The organism is Fodinisporobacter ferrooxydans (genome assembly GCF_022818495.1).
GTDB classification, from domain to species: Bacteria; Bacillota; Bacilli; order Tumebacillales; family MYW30-H2; genus Fodinisporobacter; species Fodinisporobacter ferrooxydans.
In genome coordinates, this window is the sequence record NZ_CP089291.1 from 157,239 (window position 1) to 173,593 (window position 16,355).

The window sequence follows — 16,355 nt, forward strand, 5'->3', positions numbered from 1 at the left end:
CTTTCTGTGGATCGTTTCAGTTATTTTACCCTGCACAGCACGATAATTTCGACACGTCCCTGTCAAATGTAAGCGAGGCAAGTTTGATCCCCTCAGCCATTGTTAAATAAGGGGCCAGCGTTTCCCGCAAGTCTTCAATGGTAAGTCCGAATTTTATAATCAGTGTGGCAGCGTAGATCACATCCCCGGCATTTTCAGCAACGATGTGAGCACCGAGTACTTTTCTGGTTTTTGCATCTGCCACGAGCTTGAATACGCCTGTTGTCTCCCGGTTGACAAGTGCTCTTGGTACAGCATCCAGCGGCAGAACGGATGTCAAAACTTCGAATCCGTCTGCTTTCGCTTGTTCTTCCGTCAGTCCGACGGTCGCAATGGATGGATTGGTAAATGTAACGCCTGGAACGGTCCGAAGATCCAGCTTTTTGTTTGCACCGCCAATTGTATTTTCGACGACGAGTGCTCCCTCATAAGCTGCTACATATACGAACTGTGGTCCCATCGTGACATCCCCTGCGGCGTAAATTCGCGGATTTGTCGTGCATAATGTTTGATCGACTACAATTTCTCCGCGCTCGCCTATTTTTACATCAGCAGCTTCAAGGTTCAAAGATTTTGTATTCGATTGTCGGCCTGCAGCTACAAGAATTTGATCGGCTTCGATCATCTGTTCGCTGCCGTTTGCCGTTACATATACACGTTTGACATGCTCCTGCTGTTCGACTTTATGGAACGTGACCCCCGTTAGCATGTGAATGCCTTGGTCTGTTAACGCTTGTGTGATTGCTTCCGATACTTCCGGATCATAGGATTTTAGCACACGATTGCTTCGTTGCATCAACGTGACATCCGATCCGAGATTGCGAAAGAGTTGCCCCAACTCCATCGCTATGTATCCGGAACCGATCACGGCAAGCCGTTTTGGAACTTCTTGCAGTTCCAATGCAGTCGTGCTTGTCAGATAGTCAATGTCTGCAAGACCTGGAATTTCGGGTATGTACGGTGAAGCACCCGTTGCGATCAGGAAATGCTTTGCCGTCATCTGTCTCCCCTCTACTTCAACCGTTTGGGGATCGAGGAACCGTGCTTCCCCATGGATCAGTGTAAATCCGTATTCTGCAATTAAATCGACATATTTCTGTTGGCGGAGATCCGCTACCAATTGATTTTTTTGCTCGATCAATTGTTTCAAATTTACCGGATCGGCGGATGTCTGCAGACCCTGAAACGGATTGCGATGTGCAAGATGATTGATTTCCCCCGCACGCAACATTGTTTTGGAAGGAACACATCCGATATTTACACAGGTTCCGCCAATGATGCCACGTTCAATCATGACGACCTTTGCACCGCGTCCTACCGCTTGGATCGCAGCCGAAAAAGCGGCTCCTCCGGATCCTATGATCAGTAAATCATACTCGTAATCTTCATTAGACATAGTTGCAGTATTGCTTACACTTCGCTTTGGTTCATTGAGAATTTGCGCATCCCCTGGATGATATCCAATTTTTTCAATCGCTTGTTTCGCTGCTTCAATAGCTTCTGAGCTCGATACTTGGAAAGTCGCTTCATTCCGCCTAAAGTTTGCGGCTGCTGCCACGGCTCCAATACTCTTGAGCGCTTGTTCCACATGCTCTTCACAACCGGTGCATGTCATGCCTTGAACCTCTAGCCGAACTTGTAAGTATGTATTTCCCATCAATCATCCACTCGCTTTTTTTAAAACTTTTATTGCTTACGCATGTATTGGTAAAAAAGGGATCCAATATAGGACCAAGTAAACTCCTGTAGCCAATGTAATCACGCCGCTTACTTTTCCCATCCATTTGGCGCTGGAACGAACGAACTTGATCATCATTTGCTGAGAAAGCGTTGAAACAAAAGAGATTGTTGTGACAACAAGTCCCATGCCGATCGCATACAGAAAGAAATTCAACATCCCATTTGCAAATCCACTAGTAGAATGAAACGACGATAAAATCAAAACAGAGAATAACGGCAACGTACAGCCGAGCGATCCGAGCGCATAGGCAACACCATAAAGAAACAGCGATACGTTCGATTCTTTTTTTAATTTCCAGTTCCCGCCGAAATGAAAGGATAAACCGGATTTTCCAAATAGCATGAAACTTCCGGAAACAAGAAATAGGATTCCGATACAAAAGGCAATCCATGCAACGACTTTTCCCAATATGTATGCGAATATCATGGAAATCGATCCTACTATTAAAAATACAAGCAAAAATCCGGATGTCATGAACAAACCTGCCCACAGACCATCGATTGCCCGTCTTTTTTTGCCGCCCAACAAATACGCAATGTAAGATGGCAGCATGGCGATTCCGCAGGGATTAAAAGCAGCCATGATACCGGCAGTCAAAATAAACGCCGCTTGCCCATTCACGCCAACACCTTCTTCAGATCTGCACTGGAGGGAGCAACACCTTTATAAATCACCTGGCCATGATGAAGCACGATCACGGTATCAAGTTCTGTAATATGGAACTGCTGTATCAGGCTTTGATTCGTATCCATGACATAGGGCCAAGTGGCACCGGTCGCTTTTTTAAAAGTTTGGATACTGTCCGCGTTGTCGTTTTGCGGATCCACGTCAATCGAGATAAGCTGTACGTTGTTTTGATTTTGAAACTTTGTTAATGTTTCTTCAGTTGGAAGACATGTAGAACAAGAGGTGACCATAAAATGGAGAACTGTCAGTTTGTTTGGATCGATTTTCACAGGTTTCCCATTGATATCTGTCATGGATAGATTTGAAACTGACACTGCCTGCTGCTGTTGTGTTTTTGCATCTGTTTGCTTTGTTGCTGTCTGTTTTGCCGGTTGTGTTGTGGCAGATGAGGCTCGATGTATAAATTTGGAAGATGCAAATCCAATACCTGCTACAGCCACTATCAGGATCATAACGATTAAGATTCGTTTCATTGAATCGCCGCCCCCTAAACATTCTTTACATTCTTGTACAGCAACGGATGTGCTCCGCATTATCCGCTACAATGCTTTTTGCCAGATCTAGAATGGTTCGAACCCGTTCATCGGAAATTCGATAGAGCACATACTTTCCTTCTTGTCTGGAAGTCACATAACCGCACCACTTCAAGCATGCAAGCTGATTGGAAACCTGACTTTGCGACTGGCCCAGCATCTCCACGAGTTGTCCGACATTCTTTTCACCATCCAGCAGAATTTCAATGATGCGAAACCTGGTCGGATTCGATAATCCATGGAAGAATTTCGCGTATAGATCTGTTTGAATCGCCGTATCTTGTTGTACTGGTTTTTCCAAAGTATCCACCTCCAGAATCACAAGGAATGTTGGTTGTCTGTTGGAATTCTGCAACAATCGTTTCGTTGAAATTTTCGTTTGCGAATCGACAGGATTAGCATGATCATTCCCATCACAAGTACCATTCCGCCAAAAATCCAATATCTTTGCGCGATCATGAATGTGCTGAGCGCAGTAAAACCAATCGCACCTAAAAGAACCGGCAATCCGCAACAAATAACAGCAATGCCGGATATCCCCGCCAATGCACGCAACCCTGATTCAGATTTCCTCCCATTGTTGTTCTCCATCCTGAACACTCTCCCAAAATCGATATAATATATCATAATATTTTAATATTATATTGTCAAACAAACCAAGAATATGTTTTATTTGCAGCATTTGTGTAAAATAAGGAAAAGCCAATAAACAAACATGTTCTTTTATGGGAGGGATTTTTCTTGCTGCGAGCAACCATTTTATTTTTCTTAGCCGGTCTTTCCGAAATTGGCGGGGGATATCTCATTTGGCAATGGCTGCGAAACGGAAAGCCATTATGGATCGGAGCGCTTGGCGGAATCGTGATGGTCTTGTACGGAGTCATCGCCACCTTTCAGGAATTCTCTTTTGGAAAGGCATATGCTGCATATGGCGGGGTCTTTATTGTATTGGCGGTTCTTTGGGGATGGATCATAGACAAACGGTCACCTGATGTAAATGAGTGGATCGGATCGTTCATCTGTTTAATCGGGGTAGCCGTTATGTTATGGACGACTCATAAGTAGCAATTCTAAACATCATAAATTCGATTTGTGATCCATAAGATGTTTCCATATCTGCACAGCTTATCCCTTTGTTGATAGAAAGAACCTTTTAATGATAATCATGTTTAAAATAAGTAAACTTATACTTGAACCCCATTGAAGAATGTCCATCATATTGTCATCTCCTGTCCTGATTTATTCCAACTATAAAAAATAAATGTGTTGAAAGATTGAGGAACTTATGAAGAACTTATGAATTTTGTCATGATTCATAGGAAAAATGAATCCTTAATGGATATGCGAGAAGCGATCAATTGGCCAAAAGTTGGCATCCGATGACGGAATGCCAACTTTTCGTTGCAATGCAAATCAATTTTTCAAATCCTGAATGCGGGTATTGCCAAGCATGTTAAAAAATCCGAAATGACACTTGATTTCTTTATTGGACGACCAATTCCGGTTTGATCTTTTCATACTCCTCAAATGTAATTTCCCCTCGTGCCAGCCGTAACTTTAAAAGATCCAACGGACTCAAATTTTTTTCTGCATTATTCTCATTTTGCGAATTTTTCTTGCCGGAAGAAGGTCCACAGCAACCCATGATTCATACCTCCCGTTAATTTTGGTTTCGTGATCATCTTTTATCATTTTTGTAACTGAACTTAGTATAGCCAACAGTTTTGTTTAATTTTTGATGAATGAGTGAAGAAACTATGAAGTTAAAAATAATTGCCTACTTCCGATTTAACGCCTCAATGAACAGAAAAAGTTGGTTATGGTATGCTTCCGTATCGATAATTTCCAGGCCGGATTGTTTTGCCATTTCCAATGTATTCCGGTTTAAATGGCATCCGTCACAGAGACGTTTCCATACGGGTGTGAGCCAATCCTGAATCTTTCCCAACATCGGCGGATCGTTTAATCTGACATGTTCAAACAAAAGAACTTTGCCGCCCGGTTTGCAAACTCGCCGAATCTCACCCAAAGCACGCATAGGGTCTGCAATGGTGCACAAAACCAACGTGCCTACTACCGTATCAAACATATTGTCCGAAAATGGCAGATCTTCTCCTTTGGCTGGTAGAATTTCAATGGGTACACTGGCACGTTTCGCTTTCTGAAGAGCCTGTTCCCTCATCCTCTGTGAAGGTTCAATTGTCATGACATGTTCCACCAGTTCATGATCATAATAGTGAAAATTCGCACCTGTTCCCGAACCGATTTCCAAAACGTTTCCTTCTGCCTTTCCGATTAATTGTTTGCGAATATCCCGGATGAAACGTTTCTCCAACGGCTCCATCACACAATCATATACAACAGGAAACCACTTTCCCATAGTCATCACCTCGAAGGCTACATGTATAACCGCATAATCGTGGGATCATTTTCGATATCCTACGATCATTTTCGATTTTTCATTTTTATAATGATATATGCGACTGTTGCAAATACCAAAGGAATACTTGCCCACAAGCAAATTTGCAATAACATGCTTACAAACGGTTGAACGGCAGTTTGACTTGCTGTCGCGGTGGCGGACATCGTGAGACACAATAAACCGATGACAATCAACGACAGGGCGATCAGCCATTCGGTGAATTTCATGATTTTCTCCTTTCCTTTTCCGATTCAATCGGAAAGCGAACCTCAAATCGAGTGCCTGTTCCTGATTGGCTATGTACTTGAATCTGTCCGCCATGAAGTTCCACCAATTGTTTTACAATGGCAAGTCCCAATCCCGTGCCGCCATACTGTCGGGATCGCGATTTTTCAACCCTGTAAAACCGTTCAAAAATATGTTTCAATTCCTCTTGCGGAATGCCAATGCCCGTATCTTCCATCGAAACCAGGACGTGCCTGTCAGCCACTCGCTGCAAATCGATAACGATCTTGCCTTTGTTCGTATAACGAATCGCATTCGTCAGCAAATTCATAAAAATTTGTTCCATCCGCAATCCATCCCCAAAAATCAGCGGCAGTTCATGCCCAATGTTCAACTGTATATCCAATCCTTTTTCCTTTGCCTGTAACGAAGTGTTCCGAACCAGATTCTCCATGATTTCCACCAGGTCAACCCATTCCAGATCTAAATCAAATTTCCCTGCTTCCATCTTGGACAGCTCAAATAAATCATAAATCAAACGGCCCATTCGTTGCGATTCTTTTTGAATGATACCCAGATATTGATTTTTCTCTTCTTCTGAAGCATACAAACCTTCCTTTATTACTTTCGCGTAACCTTCCAGATAGGTAATGGGTGTTCGCAGTTCATGAGAAATATTTGCAAAAAACTCACTGCGAGTATCCCGATATCGTTGCAATTCGACCGCCAAGTCATTAATCGCAGCAGCTAATGAGCCGATTTCATCCTTTGCCATGGCATCCACACGTATGGAAAAATTTCCTTTTGCAATTTTTCGTGTGGCTTGCTCCATCCGTATCAATGGATTCGATAACTTTTTTGTGAGGACAAATGTAAATCCGACCGCCAGAAAAAACGCACCGAAACCGGAAAGAATCAACAATTGCCGTATTTTCAGAATCGATTGATGAATCAATTCGATCGATGAAACCACAAATACACCACCGTAAAACCTATCCTGATCGATAATGGGCTTACCGACAATCAGATAGCTTATTTTCGATATCGGATCTTGATAGTGTTTTTGGATCGATGTTCCTGCCGACAGCAGTTTCAGTTCCTGATCGGGAATAAATCCCTGCTTGGATATAGATGGCAGGCTTGTATTCACAATAATTTTCCCTTGCGCGTCCGCAATATATAATTTCACTCCTGAAAACTCAGCCATCATTTGCATCACGTCAACCATCATCGAATCGTGGTAATGCGCAATCGATTGAGCCAATCTGGATGACGTTTGATCCATTTCCTGCTGTACATTTTGATAATAAAAATTGGTAAAAATCTGATTGATAACAAACCCAAAGGGCAACAAAACACCGAGAAAAAACAATAAGATACTACCGCTTAATTTATATACAATCCGGTTTGCGATCATTTTGCATCTGCGGGCATTTGAAATTTATAGCCGATTCCCCAGACAGTCTGGATGGGAGAATAGGTTAATCCCCCATCCCGAAGCTTTAGCCGAACATTTTTTACATGCGTATCCACAGTGCGTTCGCCTCCAAAATAATCCGCCCCCCAAATCCGTTCCAATATCGCTTCTCGACTGAAAACTCGTTGCGGGTGTTCTGCCAGTAATACCAATACATCAAATTCTTTGATGGTGAGCTCAATTGGATGATCGTTTACAGTCACTTGCCTTCGCTCCGGATCCATGACTAATTCCTGATGTGCAATCATTTGCGATATTTGCTGCGAGTTTGCCATATCCGATACATTGGATCGCCTCAGTAAAGCAAATACACGTGCCATCAACTCTTCCGCGTCAAACGGTTTCACCACATAATCATCCGCGCCTGTCATCAATCCATATACTTTATCTTTGGTCTCTGTCCTGGCTGTTACCATCAAAATTGGAATTTGGCTGGTTTCACGAACTTTCGCACATACTTCCCAACCATTCAAATCCGGCATCATGACATCCAAAATCATCAAATCAAAACTGTGTGTTTCCAACAAATCGATTGCCTCATGGCCATTTTTAGCTTCCGTTATATGGAACCCGTTTTTTGTAAGGTAAATCCGGATCAGATTGCGCATATTCCACTCATCATCGACTACAAGTATCCGATTTGTGTTCATCAAACACCTCCTAATCGGCTCTTCATTAGACTGTTTTTCGTTTAAGAAAGATTATAAAAATATTTTACAAACAGTTAACCCGTACCACTATACGAGTGAATACGGGTTTTCTGGTACTAAATGTTGAAGAGCAACTCTTTTGAGACAGCGCCTTTATTTCGATTCGCTATGCAATTCCGCACGCAACTTGGTTAATGCATCATCGACTTTCGATTTTTTTTCTTGTTTTTCCAATTCGTCAAATTCATAACGCAAGGACGATTGCAGTGTTACATTCGCGGCTTCTGCTTCCGCCTCTTTCGCTTTTACTTTCTCTTCCATTCGATCGAATTTGCTGAGCGGATCATCGCCGGACAATCCGGATACCGCGTTTGCAAGAGATTTTTGCGTTTCGGCAAGGCGGTTTCTACTGATCAAATCGTCTCTTTTTTCTCTTGCTTCTTCGAGTTTTTCCTCAAGGCTCTGCAGTTGTTCCTTAAGTTGGGCAGATGTCTTTTCTGCCTGTTCCAACTGCGGTTGCAGTTTTTCCAGACGGTCTTGCTCATGCTGCTCTTTTTCAAGCGCTTTGCGAGCCAAGTCTTCTTTTTCTTCCCGTATGGCAAGTTTTGCTTTTTCGTGCCAATCGGAAATCATCGACTCACATGTTCGGATCTCTTTTGCAATCCGAATTCGTTCTGCTTCAAAGCGGCTCACTTCCACTTTGAACTGGCGCAATTGTTCGATTGCATCTTCAATGTACAAATTGAGAGCTTTCTCCGGGTCCTCGGCTTTGCTGATGATTTCATTGATATTCGCACGAACGATGTCTTTTATTCTTCCAAATATCGACATATGGATTCCCCCCAATGATTCAATCTTCACAATACTGTCTTTCCGCATGTTGGAAAGAAGCTTGTGTAATCAAACGCCCTGCTTGCCCGTTTTCTCCGTAATCCCACACAAACATGTGACCGGCAGGAACCGTGTATCCCAGGATCTGTAGCGGCCCGCGCAACACCCGATACACAGGTTGAAATGGACAACAATTCCAGTAGCCTTCTGCCCGTATGTCCCTTCCGTTTTCCAACTCCGAAACAATCGTTTCATATTCACGTTCCATTGCCGTAATCGAATGTTTTTCCCAAAACTCGGCAATGTCTTTTTCAGCCTCTTCCCACTCCCCCGATTGACGAATATCTTGCATGGCACGTCTCGATGTTATCCGCCAAATATCGTTATTTTGCTGATGTCGGGGTTTTTTTACGGTTTCCCATGCAATACTCGGATCTTCCAGTTGCTGGGCGATTTTAAAATATGTTTCAAGCGCATCCCAGTATCCTTCTTCCGCTTTTTCATGGCTTTCCTCCGATACTTTTTGCCCTTGCATGATCGAGCCAACCATTGCATCCGCAATTTGCCGTTTTGTTCGTGCTTCTTCAAATCGCAATAGCATAGGTTTATTGTCATCCGAAGCCCGGAACCGCTCCATCGATGATTGCAGCAGGCGTTCCATTTCATCAGCCGCCCGCCTCATTCCAGCCAAATGGCGCGTGGGGCATCTTCGATCCGACATAATTTGATCCGATAAAGAAATCGGAAGTTTGACTTTGGAACTATGGTCCATGACGTTTTCTTGACGTATCCCAATCAACAAATCCGGAATCAAACCGTAAAATTTTTCGGCTTGCTCGTGTGTAACGCTTGATACCGGTTTATTATCAAATGCTTCTTTTAATAGTGCTTCCGATATGATGTTCAGACTTTTGGCCGCAGCCAATAATGCCCGCACTCGCGGCTTTTGGCAATCGGACATCTCTACTTCCACTTCATATACTTGCTCACCAATTCGTTTATAACTGTCCAGATGCTCCTTTGAACAAATTCGTTCACCAGTCAACATCGAGCGAATATGGTCGAACATCAGCATACTTCCTTTCCAAATACGTTCAGCAATCAAACCATGTTGCCCGGTTGGTAAGCTTGAGTATAAATAAAACATGTGATGAAAGAATGAGGAACTTATGAAGAAATTATGAAGTGTATCAAACAATCCTTTTCATAAAGGAGTGTGTCCCATTGTTACTTTTGGGACGCACTCCTTAGTAGGATCGCTAAAAATCCCGCTATTTACTATATTCGGATTTCGATCTATCCATTCATGGTCGACAACTAAAGTCGAACCCGTTGCAAACGCAGCGCATTTAACACGACAGATACGGAGCTGAATGCCATTGCGGCGCCGGCAATCCATGGCGCCAAAAATCCAAGCGCGGCAACCGGAATCCCGAGTGAATTATATACCAGCGCCCAAAACAGGTTTTGGCGAATATTGGTCATGGTTTTCTTGCTCATCCGAATCGCATCCGGAATGCTTTGCAAATCTCCGCGCATGATCGTGACATCGGCGGCTTCCATCGCGATATCCGTACCTGTGCCGATCGCAATCCCGATATCGGCTTTTGCAAGTGCCGGCGCATCGTTGATGCCGTCCCCGACCATCGCGACGATCTTACCTTCTTTCTGCAGTTTTTCCACTTCCGCCGCTTTTCCTTCCGGCAATACTTCCGCCCGGACATGGTCAATGCCAACCTGCTCTGCAATCGCCTTGGCGGTTCGTTCGTTATCCCCCGTAATCATATATACGTCAATTCCCAACTGCTTCAGACGCAGGATAGCCGCTTTGGATGTTTCCTTGACCGTATCCGCGACTGCCACAAATCCGGCGTAATTGCCGTCAACGGCAGCCAGCATGACCGTTTTCCCTGCCGTCTCCAGTTGTGTTTTTTGTTCCGATGCATGTTCCGAAACTTCTACTTGATAGCGTTCCATTAATTTTGTGGTTCCGACTATCACATCTTGCCCATCGATCTGAGCGCGAACTCCGAAACCTGGAATCGCTTCGAAGTCGTTGGTGTCTTTGCATATGATCCCACGGTCGGCAGCACCTGCAACTATCGCTTCCGCCAAGGGGTGCTCAGAATTTTTTTCGGCACTTGCCACAAGTGACAAAAGTGTTGATTCTTCCAGCGATTCCGGCATCACATCTGTCAGTTCCGGCTTTCCTTTTGTGATGGTACCTGTTTTATCTAATAAAATGGTATTGATCTTATGTGTTGTCTCTAAATGTTCTCCACCTTTAAACAAAATGCCAAGTTCCGCGGCTCTTCCCGACCCGGCCATGATCGATGTGGGCGTTGCAAGGCCAAGGGCACACGGGCAAGCGATAACGAGGACTGCAATTGCTTTTTCCAACGCATTCGCAAAGGCATACGGATCGACCCAAAAATACCAGATCAAAAATGTAAGCAGTGCAATCCCAACGACAATCGGAACAAAAATGCCGGAAATGACATCCGCAACCCTCTGAATGGGAGCTTTGGATCCTTGCGCTTCTTCTACCACTTTAATGATTTGCGCCAATGCTGTTTCTTTTCCAACTTTTGTTGCTTTGATTTTGATCACGCCATTTTTGTTGACGGTCGACCCAATCACCGTATCGCCCGGTTGTTTCTCCACCGGCAGGCTTTCTCCCGTCAACATCGATTCATCGATCGCAGTCCTGCCGTCGATTACCTCGCCGTCAACAGGCACTTTCTCTCCCGGGCGAACCAGCACAATATCACTCACGACTACTTCTTCGACCGGTATGTTGACTTCTTCGCCATTTCTCATGACGATTGCGGTTTTGGCTTGCAAGCCCATCAGCTTCTTAATGGCTTCGGAAGATCGTCCTTTTGCCATCGCTTCAAAAAGCTTGCCGAGAATAATCAAGGTGATGAGAACTGCGCTTGTTTCATAATACGTATCCTGCATCATGAACGGCTCGTTCAGATGAATCACGGTCATGTACAAGCTGTAAAAGTATGCGGCCGATGTCCCGAGTGCCACCAAGACATCCATATTTGCACTTTTATTGCGGAGCGCTTTATAGGCCCCGACATAAAACTGTTTGCCAATAATGAATTGCACAGGTGTCGCAAACAAAAATTGTACGAATGGATACATCAGAAACGCCGGAACCCAAAGAAACGATGTAAATGAGAAATGACTGACCATCGTCCAAAGCAGTGGCAAGGATAGGATCACAGAAACAATAAATTTTCTTTTTTGCCGCGTAATTTCTTTTTGTCTGTAGTCTTGCTGCGCATCTGACTGCTCTTCCTTCGTAACCGCTTGATAGCCAAGGTCCTCAACTTTTCGAACCATATCGGAAATGGTGACTTCCGCCGAATTGTATTCCACATGTGCCGTTTCCAACGCAAAGTTAACGGTTGCTTTCGTCACACCTGGCAATTTGTTCAATCCTTTTTCAATCCGGTTGGCGCAGGCTGCGCAAGTCATGCCGGACAATTGCAGCTCTGCAGTATCTTTGACCACTTTGTATCCCAATTGCTCCACTTTTTGTTCCATTTTTTCGAAGCTTGTTTGATTCGGGTCAAACGTCACAGAAGCCTGTTCCAATGCAAAGTTTACATTTGCATCTGTGACTCCTTCCGTCTTTTTCAGGCCTTTTTCAATCCGGTTGGCACAGGCGGCACAAGTCATGCCGGAAATCTTAAGAGTTGACTGTTTTAATGCGAGTTGTTGATCCATTGTTATCACCACACAAATAGGATACATCTTTATTAAAATACATACTTGATTGCGCATTTGCATCTTTGAAAAAAGGAGTCATTCCATCATGACTCCTTTTCAAATGATTTCCAAATCAGTTTTTTATGATTCAGCAACATCATATCCTTGATCTTCAATTGCTTCTTTTATTGCATCCAAAGTGACTTTGGATGCATCGAATTCAACAGCAACCGTTTTGTTTTCCAAACTGACCTTGCCTGTTGCTCCGGCTTTTTTTAATGCGCCTTCAATTGCATTGACACAATGATTACAGGACATGCCTTCAACATGTAATACGACTTGTTGCATGATTGTTCAACCTCCATGGCAAATGTTATTTTATCTGTTTATTCGTTGCTCTTAACAAATCTTTAACAAATCAGGCGGCTTTATCGTCTTCTTGCTGAATACACCCACTCCTCCTTTGCCTTTAATACAAGTATACTATACCCACATACCGTATACAACATAATATTTTAGAACATTTCTTGTCAATTGCCTGTTGCTCACCTGATTTAACCATATAGTCTCAGAAAATACTCAGGAATAATCGGCAAAATCAGAGGAAGGGATTATGATGACAAATCACTTATTTCCCTAAAATATTTCTCATGCGTCTGTATTCTTCTTCTGAAATCTCACCTCTGGCAAAGCGCTCTTTCAAAATTGCCACGGATTGAAACTCTGCCTCGGCTTTATCGCTTTTTGTTCCTTTTATTATGAAATAAACAACGCCCACTATCAGAAGCAGTGGAAGTAACATCCAGATCCATCCCAATCCAAACCCGCCAAATCCATATCCATATCCACCCATCATGTCAATCACTCCTTTCTTACTCTCATAATAATCCCGAATTATGAAAATCTTATGTAGTTCCGTTGAAGAACTTCCTTATTAAGAGGTGGGGGCATTCTGATGAAAAGTGGATATTGGGACGAGTTCATCCTGCTTTCAAGAAAGATGATCGATTCCTTTTTTAGGTAAAAAAAGAGGACATCGCTTCGATGTCCACCTGTTCATTCATAGATTTATTTGCTTGGCATATTCATGGTATTTGATGAAGAACCGGACATTTGCATCGTATCGGATGATTGATTCGTATTATTCATGTTGCTTGTAGTATCGCTTGCATTTGTTTTAGCCGTAAACGCCGGCGGCCATGGTGTGCCTTGATAGTGGAAAGCTGTTAGCATACCGCCATCCTTGCCATTCAAGCCAGCCGTATGATGCGGCAAATGGCAATGGAATACCCACGTTCCCGGATTGTCTGCCGTAAATTCGATATCGTAGGTTTCTCCCGCTGCAATATTGATTGTGTTTGCCATATATTGTGCAGACTCCGGCAATGGATTGCCATCTTTTGCAACCACTTTAAAGTTATGTCCGTGCAGATGCATGGGATGGCTTTGCATACTCAAGTTGGCCAATCTGACCAAAACTTTGTCCCCTTGTTTCACTTCCATTGGATCTGTCGAAGGAAACTGCTTCCCATTCAACGTAAACGTATTCCAGCTCATACCTTCCGGGTTTACATCATATGTGCCTACTGGTACTTGTCCTTCACCAAATTGACTCATATCCATTCCATTGGCGGAACCTGGTTTTTGCAATTGCCATTCCTGCAGCAGAATCGAGTAGTCGCGGTTTACCGGTTTTCCGTTGACTGTATCGCCATTTTTCGGTAGAGAAATAAACATGCCATCCAATCCCATCATTTCATCTTTGGATGGCTGGTAATGGGAATGGTACATGAATGTACCGACCTGCTTTACCGTAAATTCATACGTAAAACTTTTGCCGGGCTCGATGACCGGACTGGGTTCCGCACCTGGAACACCATCCATGTTGTTCGGAACAATCAATCCATGCCAATGTACTGTTGTCGGCCCTGGCAACTTGTTGTCGACGACAACCTGTATTTTATCACCTTCATTTACGACAATGGTGGGACCAGGAGTACTCCCGTTGTATCCCCAGGCATTGACGAACACTCCTTTTGACACTTCTTGTTTCACTTGTTCCGCCGTCAGATGAAAAACTTTCACACCGTTTTTCATTTCATATTTTGCTATGGGAACATTCGGTGTAACAGGATTGACGGATGCATCTGCACGCTGAGCGGAAAAGAAGGAACCTTTCCATATTCCCCATCCGGATCCGACCAACACCAGTACGACGACTGCCGTAATGAAAAATTTGAAATTCTTTTTTGTGTTTCCTGACATTTGATTGAATCTCCTCCTATTTGACGAACTCATGGTCATAGGATACCAGACAGTTATGTAGAACTTGTGAGGATGTAGCGATTCTTAAGTTATTTTTATTATTTTTTGCAATTCAGCAAACGAATCAACACATGCGTTCCCCTTCCAACTTCACTTGTGATCCAAATCGAACCGTTATGCAACTCTACCAGCTTCTTGCAGATGGCTAACCCGATTCCTCTACACAAACGTTCCATTCAATTCCTTTTTGGACACATTCAACACACATCATATCAACACATTGGAGGATGATATCGCTCAGATTATGCACTTGCAAATCCAGCACCAACTCGGGAGACTCAATAAATGACAACTGCTCCAAATCGCTTACCAAACCAATCAATCGTTCAATTTCCTCATAGCAGGAATGGATTCGTTCCGGCGTTGGTTCCCATATCCGATCCTCGAACGCTTCCATGTGGCCTTTCAGAGTGGCAAGGGGTGTCCGCAATTCATGCGCCACATCCGCTGTTAAATTCCTTCTTAATTCCTCTTGGGTTTGTAGTTGGGACGCAAGCTGATTCAGCGTGGTTGCCAATTTCGCCAATTCATCATTCCCTTGTATCGCGACACGGGAATGCAAATCGCCGTGACCGATTCGTTTGGCAACGCGTGTCATATCTTCAATCGGTCTGGTCATGCGTTTTGCCATATAGAAACTGACTGCGATTGCGAGTACCATAGCCCCGATCATCGTCAACAGGATCGACTGAATCAATGCTGTTTTCAAATGCAAGTCAAGCGGCACGATGTATTTGTGGAATGCCGGCATTTGCATTTGATAAATCATGAAGTGTCGATTGGTTTGCCAAATGATTAGGAGACTCGCGATGAGAACAATTATGAAAGTAATCCCGACAAGCGCTAGAAAGAGACGGGTACGCAATTTTGAAATCATACGTCCCCTCCCTGAAATTTATAACCAAAGCCAAAAACCGTGATCAAATACACTGGTTGTTTTGGATTGTCCTCAATTTTTTGGCGCAAATTTTTAATATGCTGGTCGATGACCCGAAGATCCCCCTCATATTCATGGCCAAGAGCGGTCTCCAACAATTCATTCCGATGAAATGTTCGCCCCGGATACCTTGCAAATGTCACAAGAAGCTTATACTCGATTGGTGTTACATTGATTGCCTCACCGTTTTTATATACTTTGTTGCGTACCGAGTCAATCATCAATTGGCCTTCTTGGAAAGAGATTCGTTCCGCAAGCAATTCATTCTCGGCAGAGCGACGCAATAGCGCTTTAACACGAGCGACCAATTCACGCGGGCTAAACGGTTTTACCACATAGTCATCGGCGCCGATTGCCAATCCGTTGACCCGATCTTTTTCAGCAACTTTTGCGGTGAGCATGAGAATCGGAACGGGTGAAAGATTCCGAATTTTTTGGCATACCTCCTCACCCGATACATCCGGCAGCATTAAATCCAAAATTACCAGATCGATGTTGCGTTCTTTAAATTGACGCAGTGCTTCCGTACCCGATTCGGCTTGAAACACTTGATATCGTTCATGATTCAAATAGGATACGATGACTTCACGAATTTTCTCTTCATCATCCACGATTAGAATGGATTTCATGTCGAATCCCCCCTACTCTCCCCCACTATTTCTTTTATCACATGAAAGATCTACGGAATTCAAATCCCCGTATATCCAACCGCAGCGAAATACCCTTGCTTGATCGTATCGTAACAAGAACTTGTGAAGAACTTAT

Annotated in this window: 20 protein-coding genes; 1 reads left to right on the forward strand and 19 read right to left on the reverse strand. The window is 43.6% G+C overall.

The features are described from left to right. Positions 1–25: 25 nt before the first annotated feature. The 5 genes from merA to LSG31_RS01015 are packed head-to-tail and all read right to left on the reverse strand — an operon-like array spanning position 26 to position 3,591. Complete coding sequence (merA, locus tag LSG31_RS00995) at positions 26–1,696, reverse strand: mercury(II) reductase (RefSeq protein ID WP_430734226.1); 1,671 nt, start codon at positions 1,694–1,696, stop codon at positions 26–28. A gap of 36 nt (positions 1,697–1,732) precedes the next feature. After that, on the reverse strand, positions 1,733–2,401 hold the full coding sequence (locus LSG31_RS01000) for a cytochrome c biogenesis CcdA family protein (protein WP_347437591.1): 669 nt from the start codon (positions 2,399–2,401) through the stop codon (positions 1,733–1,735). Continuing rightward, positions 2,398–2,940: a TlpA family protein disulfide reductase gene (locus tag LSG31_RS01005; protein WP_347437592.1), complete on the reverse strand. Its 543-nt coding sequence runs from the start codon at positions 2,938–2,940 to the stop codon at positions 2,398–2,400. The genes LSG31_RS01000 and LSG31_RS01005 overlap by 4 nt, the downstream gene beginning before the upstream one ends. A 25-nt stretch (positions 2,941–2,965) precedes the next feature. Further along, the gene (locus tag LSG31_RS01010) at positions 2,966–3,301 is read right to left on the reverse strand and encodes an ArsR/SmtB family transcription factor (RefSeq protein WP_347437593.1); all 336 of its coding nucleotides are present in this window, start codon (positions 3,299–3,301) and stop codon (positions 2,966–2,968) included. 17 nt (positions 3,302–3,318) lie between these two features. After that, the gene (locus tag LSG31_RS01015) at positions 3,319–3,591 is read right to left on the reverse strand and encodes a hypothetical protein (RefSeq protein WP_347437594.1); all 273 of its coding nucleotides are present in this window, start codon (positions 3,589–3,591) and stop codon (positions 3,319–3,321) included. A gap of 150 nt (positions 3,592–3,741) precedes the next feature. On the opposite strand from LSG31_RS01015, the gene LSG31_RS01020 reads away from it, so the two are divergent. Next, positions 3,742–4,065, forward strand: a complete 324-nt coding sequence (locus LSG31_RS01020; protein ID WP_347437595.1) for a YnfA family protein — start codon at positions 3,742–3,744, stop codon at positions 4,063–4,065. A gap of 418 nt (positions 4,066–4,483) precedes the next feature. Here the strand turns inward: LSG31_RS01020 and LSG31_RS01025 are convergent, their stop codons facing one another. The 14 genes from LSG31_RS01025 to LSG31_RS01085 all read right to left on the reverse strand — a co-directional run bounded on the left by LSG31_RS01025 (position 4,484) and on the right by LSG31_RS01085 (position 16,219). After that, positions 4,484–4,645 carry an SHOCT domain-containing protein gene (locus LSG31_RS01025; RefSeq protein ID WP_347437596.1) on the reverse strand — a complete coding sequence of 54 codons (162 nt, stop codon included), beginning with the start codon at positions 4,643–4,645 and terminating at the stop codon, positions 4,484–4,486. Between the two features lie 132 nt (positions 4,646–4,777). Beyond that, positions 4,778–5,380, reverse strand: coding sequence for a class I SAM-dependent methyltransferase (locus LSG31_RS01030; protein WP_347437597.1), 603 nt, complete (start codon positions 5,378–5,380; stop codon positions 4,778–4,780). 65 nt (positions 5,381–5,445) lie between these two features. Continuing rightward, positions 5,446–5,649, reverse strand: a complete 204-nt coding sequence (locus LSG31_RS01035; RefSeq protein WP_347437598.1) for a hypothetical protein — start codon at positions 5,647–5,649, stop codon at positions 5,446–5,448. Further along, positions 5,646–7,064, reverse strand: a complete 1,419-nt coding sequence (locus LSG31_RS01040; protein ID WP_347437599.1) for a sensor histidine kinase — start codon at positions 7,062–7,064, stop codon at positions 5,646–5,648. Before LSG31_RS01040 ends, LSG31_RS01035 begins: the two co-directional genes overlap by 4 nt. Then, positions 7,061–7,774, reverse strand: a complete 714-nt coding sequence (locus tag LSG31_RS01045; protein WP_347437600.1) for a response regulator transcription factor — start codon at positions 7,772–7,774, stop codon at positions 7,061–7,063. Before LSG31_RS01045 ends, LSG31_RS01040 begins: the two co-directional genes overlap by 4 nt. 153 nt (positions 7,775–7,927) lie before the next feature. Next, on the reverse strand, positions 7,928–8,605 hold the full coding sequence (locus LSG31_RS01050; RefSeq protein WP_347437601.1) for a PspA/IM30 family protein: 678 nt from the start codon (positions 8,603–8,605) through the stop codon (positions 7,928–7,930). A gap of 19 nt (positions 8,606–8,624) precedes the next feature. Further along, on the reverse strand, positions 8,625–9,674 hold the full coding sequence (locus tag LSG31_RS01055; protein ID WP_347437602.1) for a hypothetical protein: 1,050 nt from the start codon (positions 9,672–9,674) through the stop codon (positions 8,625–8,627). 248 nt (positions 9,675–9,922) lie between these two features. Continuing rightward, positions 9,923–12,346, reverse strand: a complete 2,424-nt coding sequence (locus LSG31_RS01060; RefSeq protein WP_347437603.1) for a heavy metal translocating P-type ATPase — start codon at positions 12,344–12,346, stop codon at positions 9,923–9,925. A 123-nt stretch (positions 12,347–12,469) separates the two neighbouring features. Further along, complete coding sequence (locus LSG31_RS01065; RefSeq protein WP_347437604.1) at positions 12,470–12,676, reverse strand: copper ion binding protein; 207 nt, start codon at positions 12,674–12,676, stop codon at positions 12,470–12,472. A gap of 280 nt (positions 12,677–12,956) precedes the next feature. Continuing rightward, complete coding sequence (locus LSG31_RS01070) at positions 12,957–13,184, reverse strand: SHOCT domain-containing protein (RefSeq protein WP_347437605.1); 228 nt, start codon at positions 13,182–13,184, stop codon at positions 12,957–12,959. Between the two features lie 212 nt (positions 13,185–13,396). After that, complete coding sequence (locus LSG31_RS01075; protein ID WP_347437606.1) at positions 13,397–14,593, reverse strand: multicopper oxidase family protein; 1,197 nt, start codon at positions 14,591–14,593, stop codon at positions 13,397–13,399. A 98-nt stretch (positions 14,594–14,691) separates the two neighbouring features. Continuing rightward, positions 14,692–14,829, reverse strand: a complete 138-nt coding sequence (locus LSG31_RS23210) for an ATP-binding protein (protein ID WP_430734227.1) — start codon at positions 14,827–14,829, stop codon at positions 14,692–14,694. Then, positions 14,799–15,530 (reverse strand): HAMP domain-containing protein, encoded by a 732-nt coding sequence (locus LSG31_RS01080; RefSeq protein ID WP_347437607.1) that lies wholly within the window; start codon positions 15,528–15,530, stop codon positions 14,799–14,801. Before LSG31_RS01080 ends, LSG31_RS23210 begins: the two co-directional genes overlap by 31 nt. Further along, positions 15,527–16,219, reverse strand: a complete 693-nt coding sequence (locus LSG31_RS01085) for a response regulator transcription factor (protein ID WP_347437608.1) — start codon at positions 16,217–16,219, stop codon at positions 15,527–15,529. The genes LSG31_RS01080 and LSG31_RS01085 overlap by 4 nt, the downstream gene beginning before the upstream one ends. Between the last annotated feature and the right edge of the window lie 136 nt (positions 16,220–16,355).

Excerpts from the sequence above, each read along its gene's own strand:
- merA (WP_430734226.1), bottom strand. The coding sequence starts at position 1,696 with ATGGGAAATACATACTTACAAGTTCGGCTAGAGGTTCAAGGCATGACA.
- LSG31_RS01005 (WP_347437592.1), bottom strand. The coding sequence starts at position 2,940 with ATGAAACGAATCTTAATCGTTATGATCCTGATAGTGGCTGTAGCAGGT.
- LSG31_RS01015 (WP_347437594.1), bottom strand. The coding sequence starts at position 3,591 with ATGGAGAACAACAATGGGAGGAAATCTGAATCAGGGTTGCGTGCATTG.
- LSG31_RS01025 (WP_347437596.1), bottom strand. The coding sequence starts at position 4,645 with ATGGGTTGCTGTGGACCTTCTTCCGGCAAGAAAAATTCGCAAAATGAG.
- LSG31_RS01030 (WP_347437597.1), bottom strand. The coding sequence starts at position 5,380 with ATGGGAAAGTGGTTTCCTGTTGTATATGATTGTGTGATGGAGCCGTTG.
- LSG31_RS01035 (WP_347437598.1), bottom strand. The coding sequence starts at position 5,649 with ATGAAATTCACCGAATGGCTGATCGCCCTGTCGTTGATTGTCATCGGT.
- LSG31_RS01040 (WP_347437599.1), bottom strand. The coding sequence starts at position 7,064 with ATGATCGCAAACCGGATTGTATATAAATTAAGCGGTAGTATCTTATTG.
- LSG31_RS01045 (WP_347437600.1), bottom strand. The coding sequence starts at position 7,774 with ATGAACACAAATCGGATACTTGTAGTCGATGATGAGTGGAATATGCGC.
- LSG31_RS01050 (WP_347437601.1), bottom strand. The coding sequence starts at position 8,605 with ATGTCGATATTTGGAAGAATAAAAGACATCGTTCGTGCGAATATCAAT.
- LSG31_RS01055 (WP_347437602.1), bottom strand. The coding sequence starts at position 9,674 with ATGTTCGACCATATTCGCTCGATGTTGACTGGTGAACGAATTTGTTCA.
- LSG31_RS01060 (WP_347437603.1), bottom strand. The coding sequence starts at position 12,346 with ATGGATCAACAACTCGCATTAAAACAGTCAACTCTTAAGATTTCCGGC.
- LSG31_RS01065 (WP_347437604.1), bottom strand. The coding sequence starts at position 12,676 with ATGCAACAAGTCGTATTACATGTTGAAGGCATGTCCTGTAATCATTGT.
- LSG31_RS01070 (WP_347437605.1), bottom strand. The coding sequence starts at position 13,184 with ATGATGGGTGGATATGGATATGGATTTGGCGGGTTTGGATTGGGATGG.
- LSG31_RS01075 (WP_347437606.1), bottom strand. The coding sequence starts at position 14,593 with ATGTCAGGAAACACAAAAAAGAATTTCAAATTTTTCATTACGGCAGTC.
- LSG31_RS23210 (WP_430734227.1), bottom strand. The coding sequence starts at position 14,829 with ATGGAACGTTTGTGTAGAGGAATCGGGTTAGCCATCTGCAAGAAGCTG.
- LSG31_RS01080 (WP_347437607.1), bottom strand. The coding sequence starts at position 15,530 with ATGATTTCAAAATTGCGTACCCGTCTCTTTCTAGCGCTTGTCGGGATT.
- LSG31_RS01085 (WP_347437608.1), bottom strand. The coding sequence starts at position 16,219 with ATGAAATCCATTCTAATCGTGGATGATGAAGAGAAAATTCGTGAAGTC.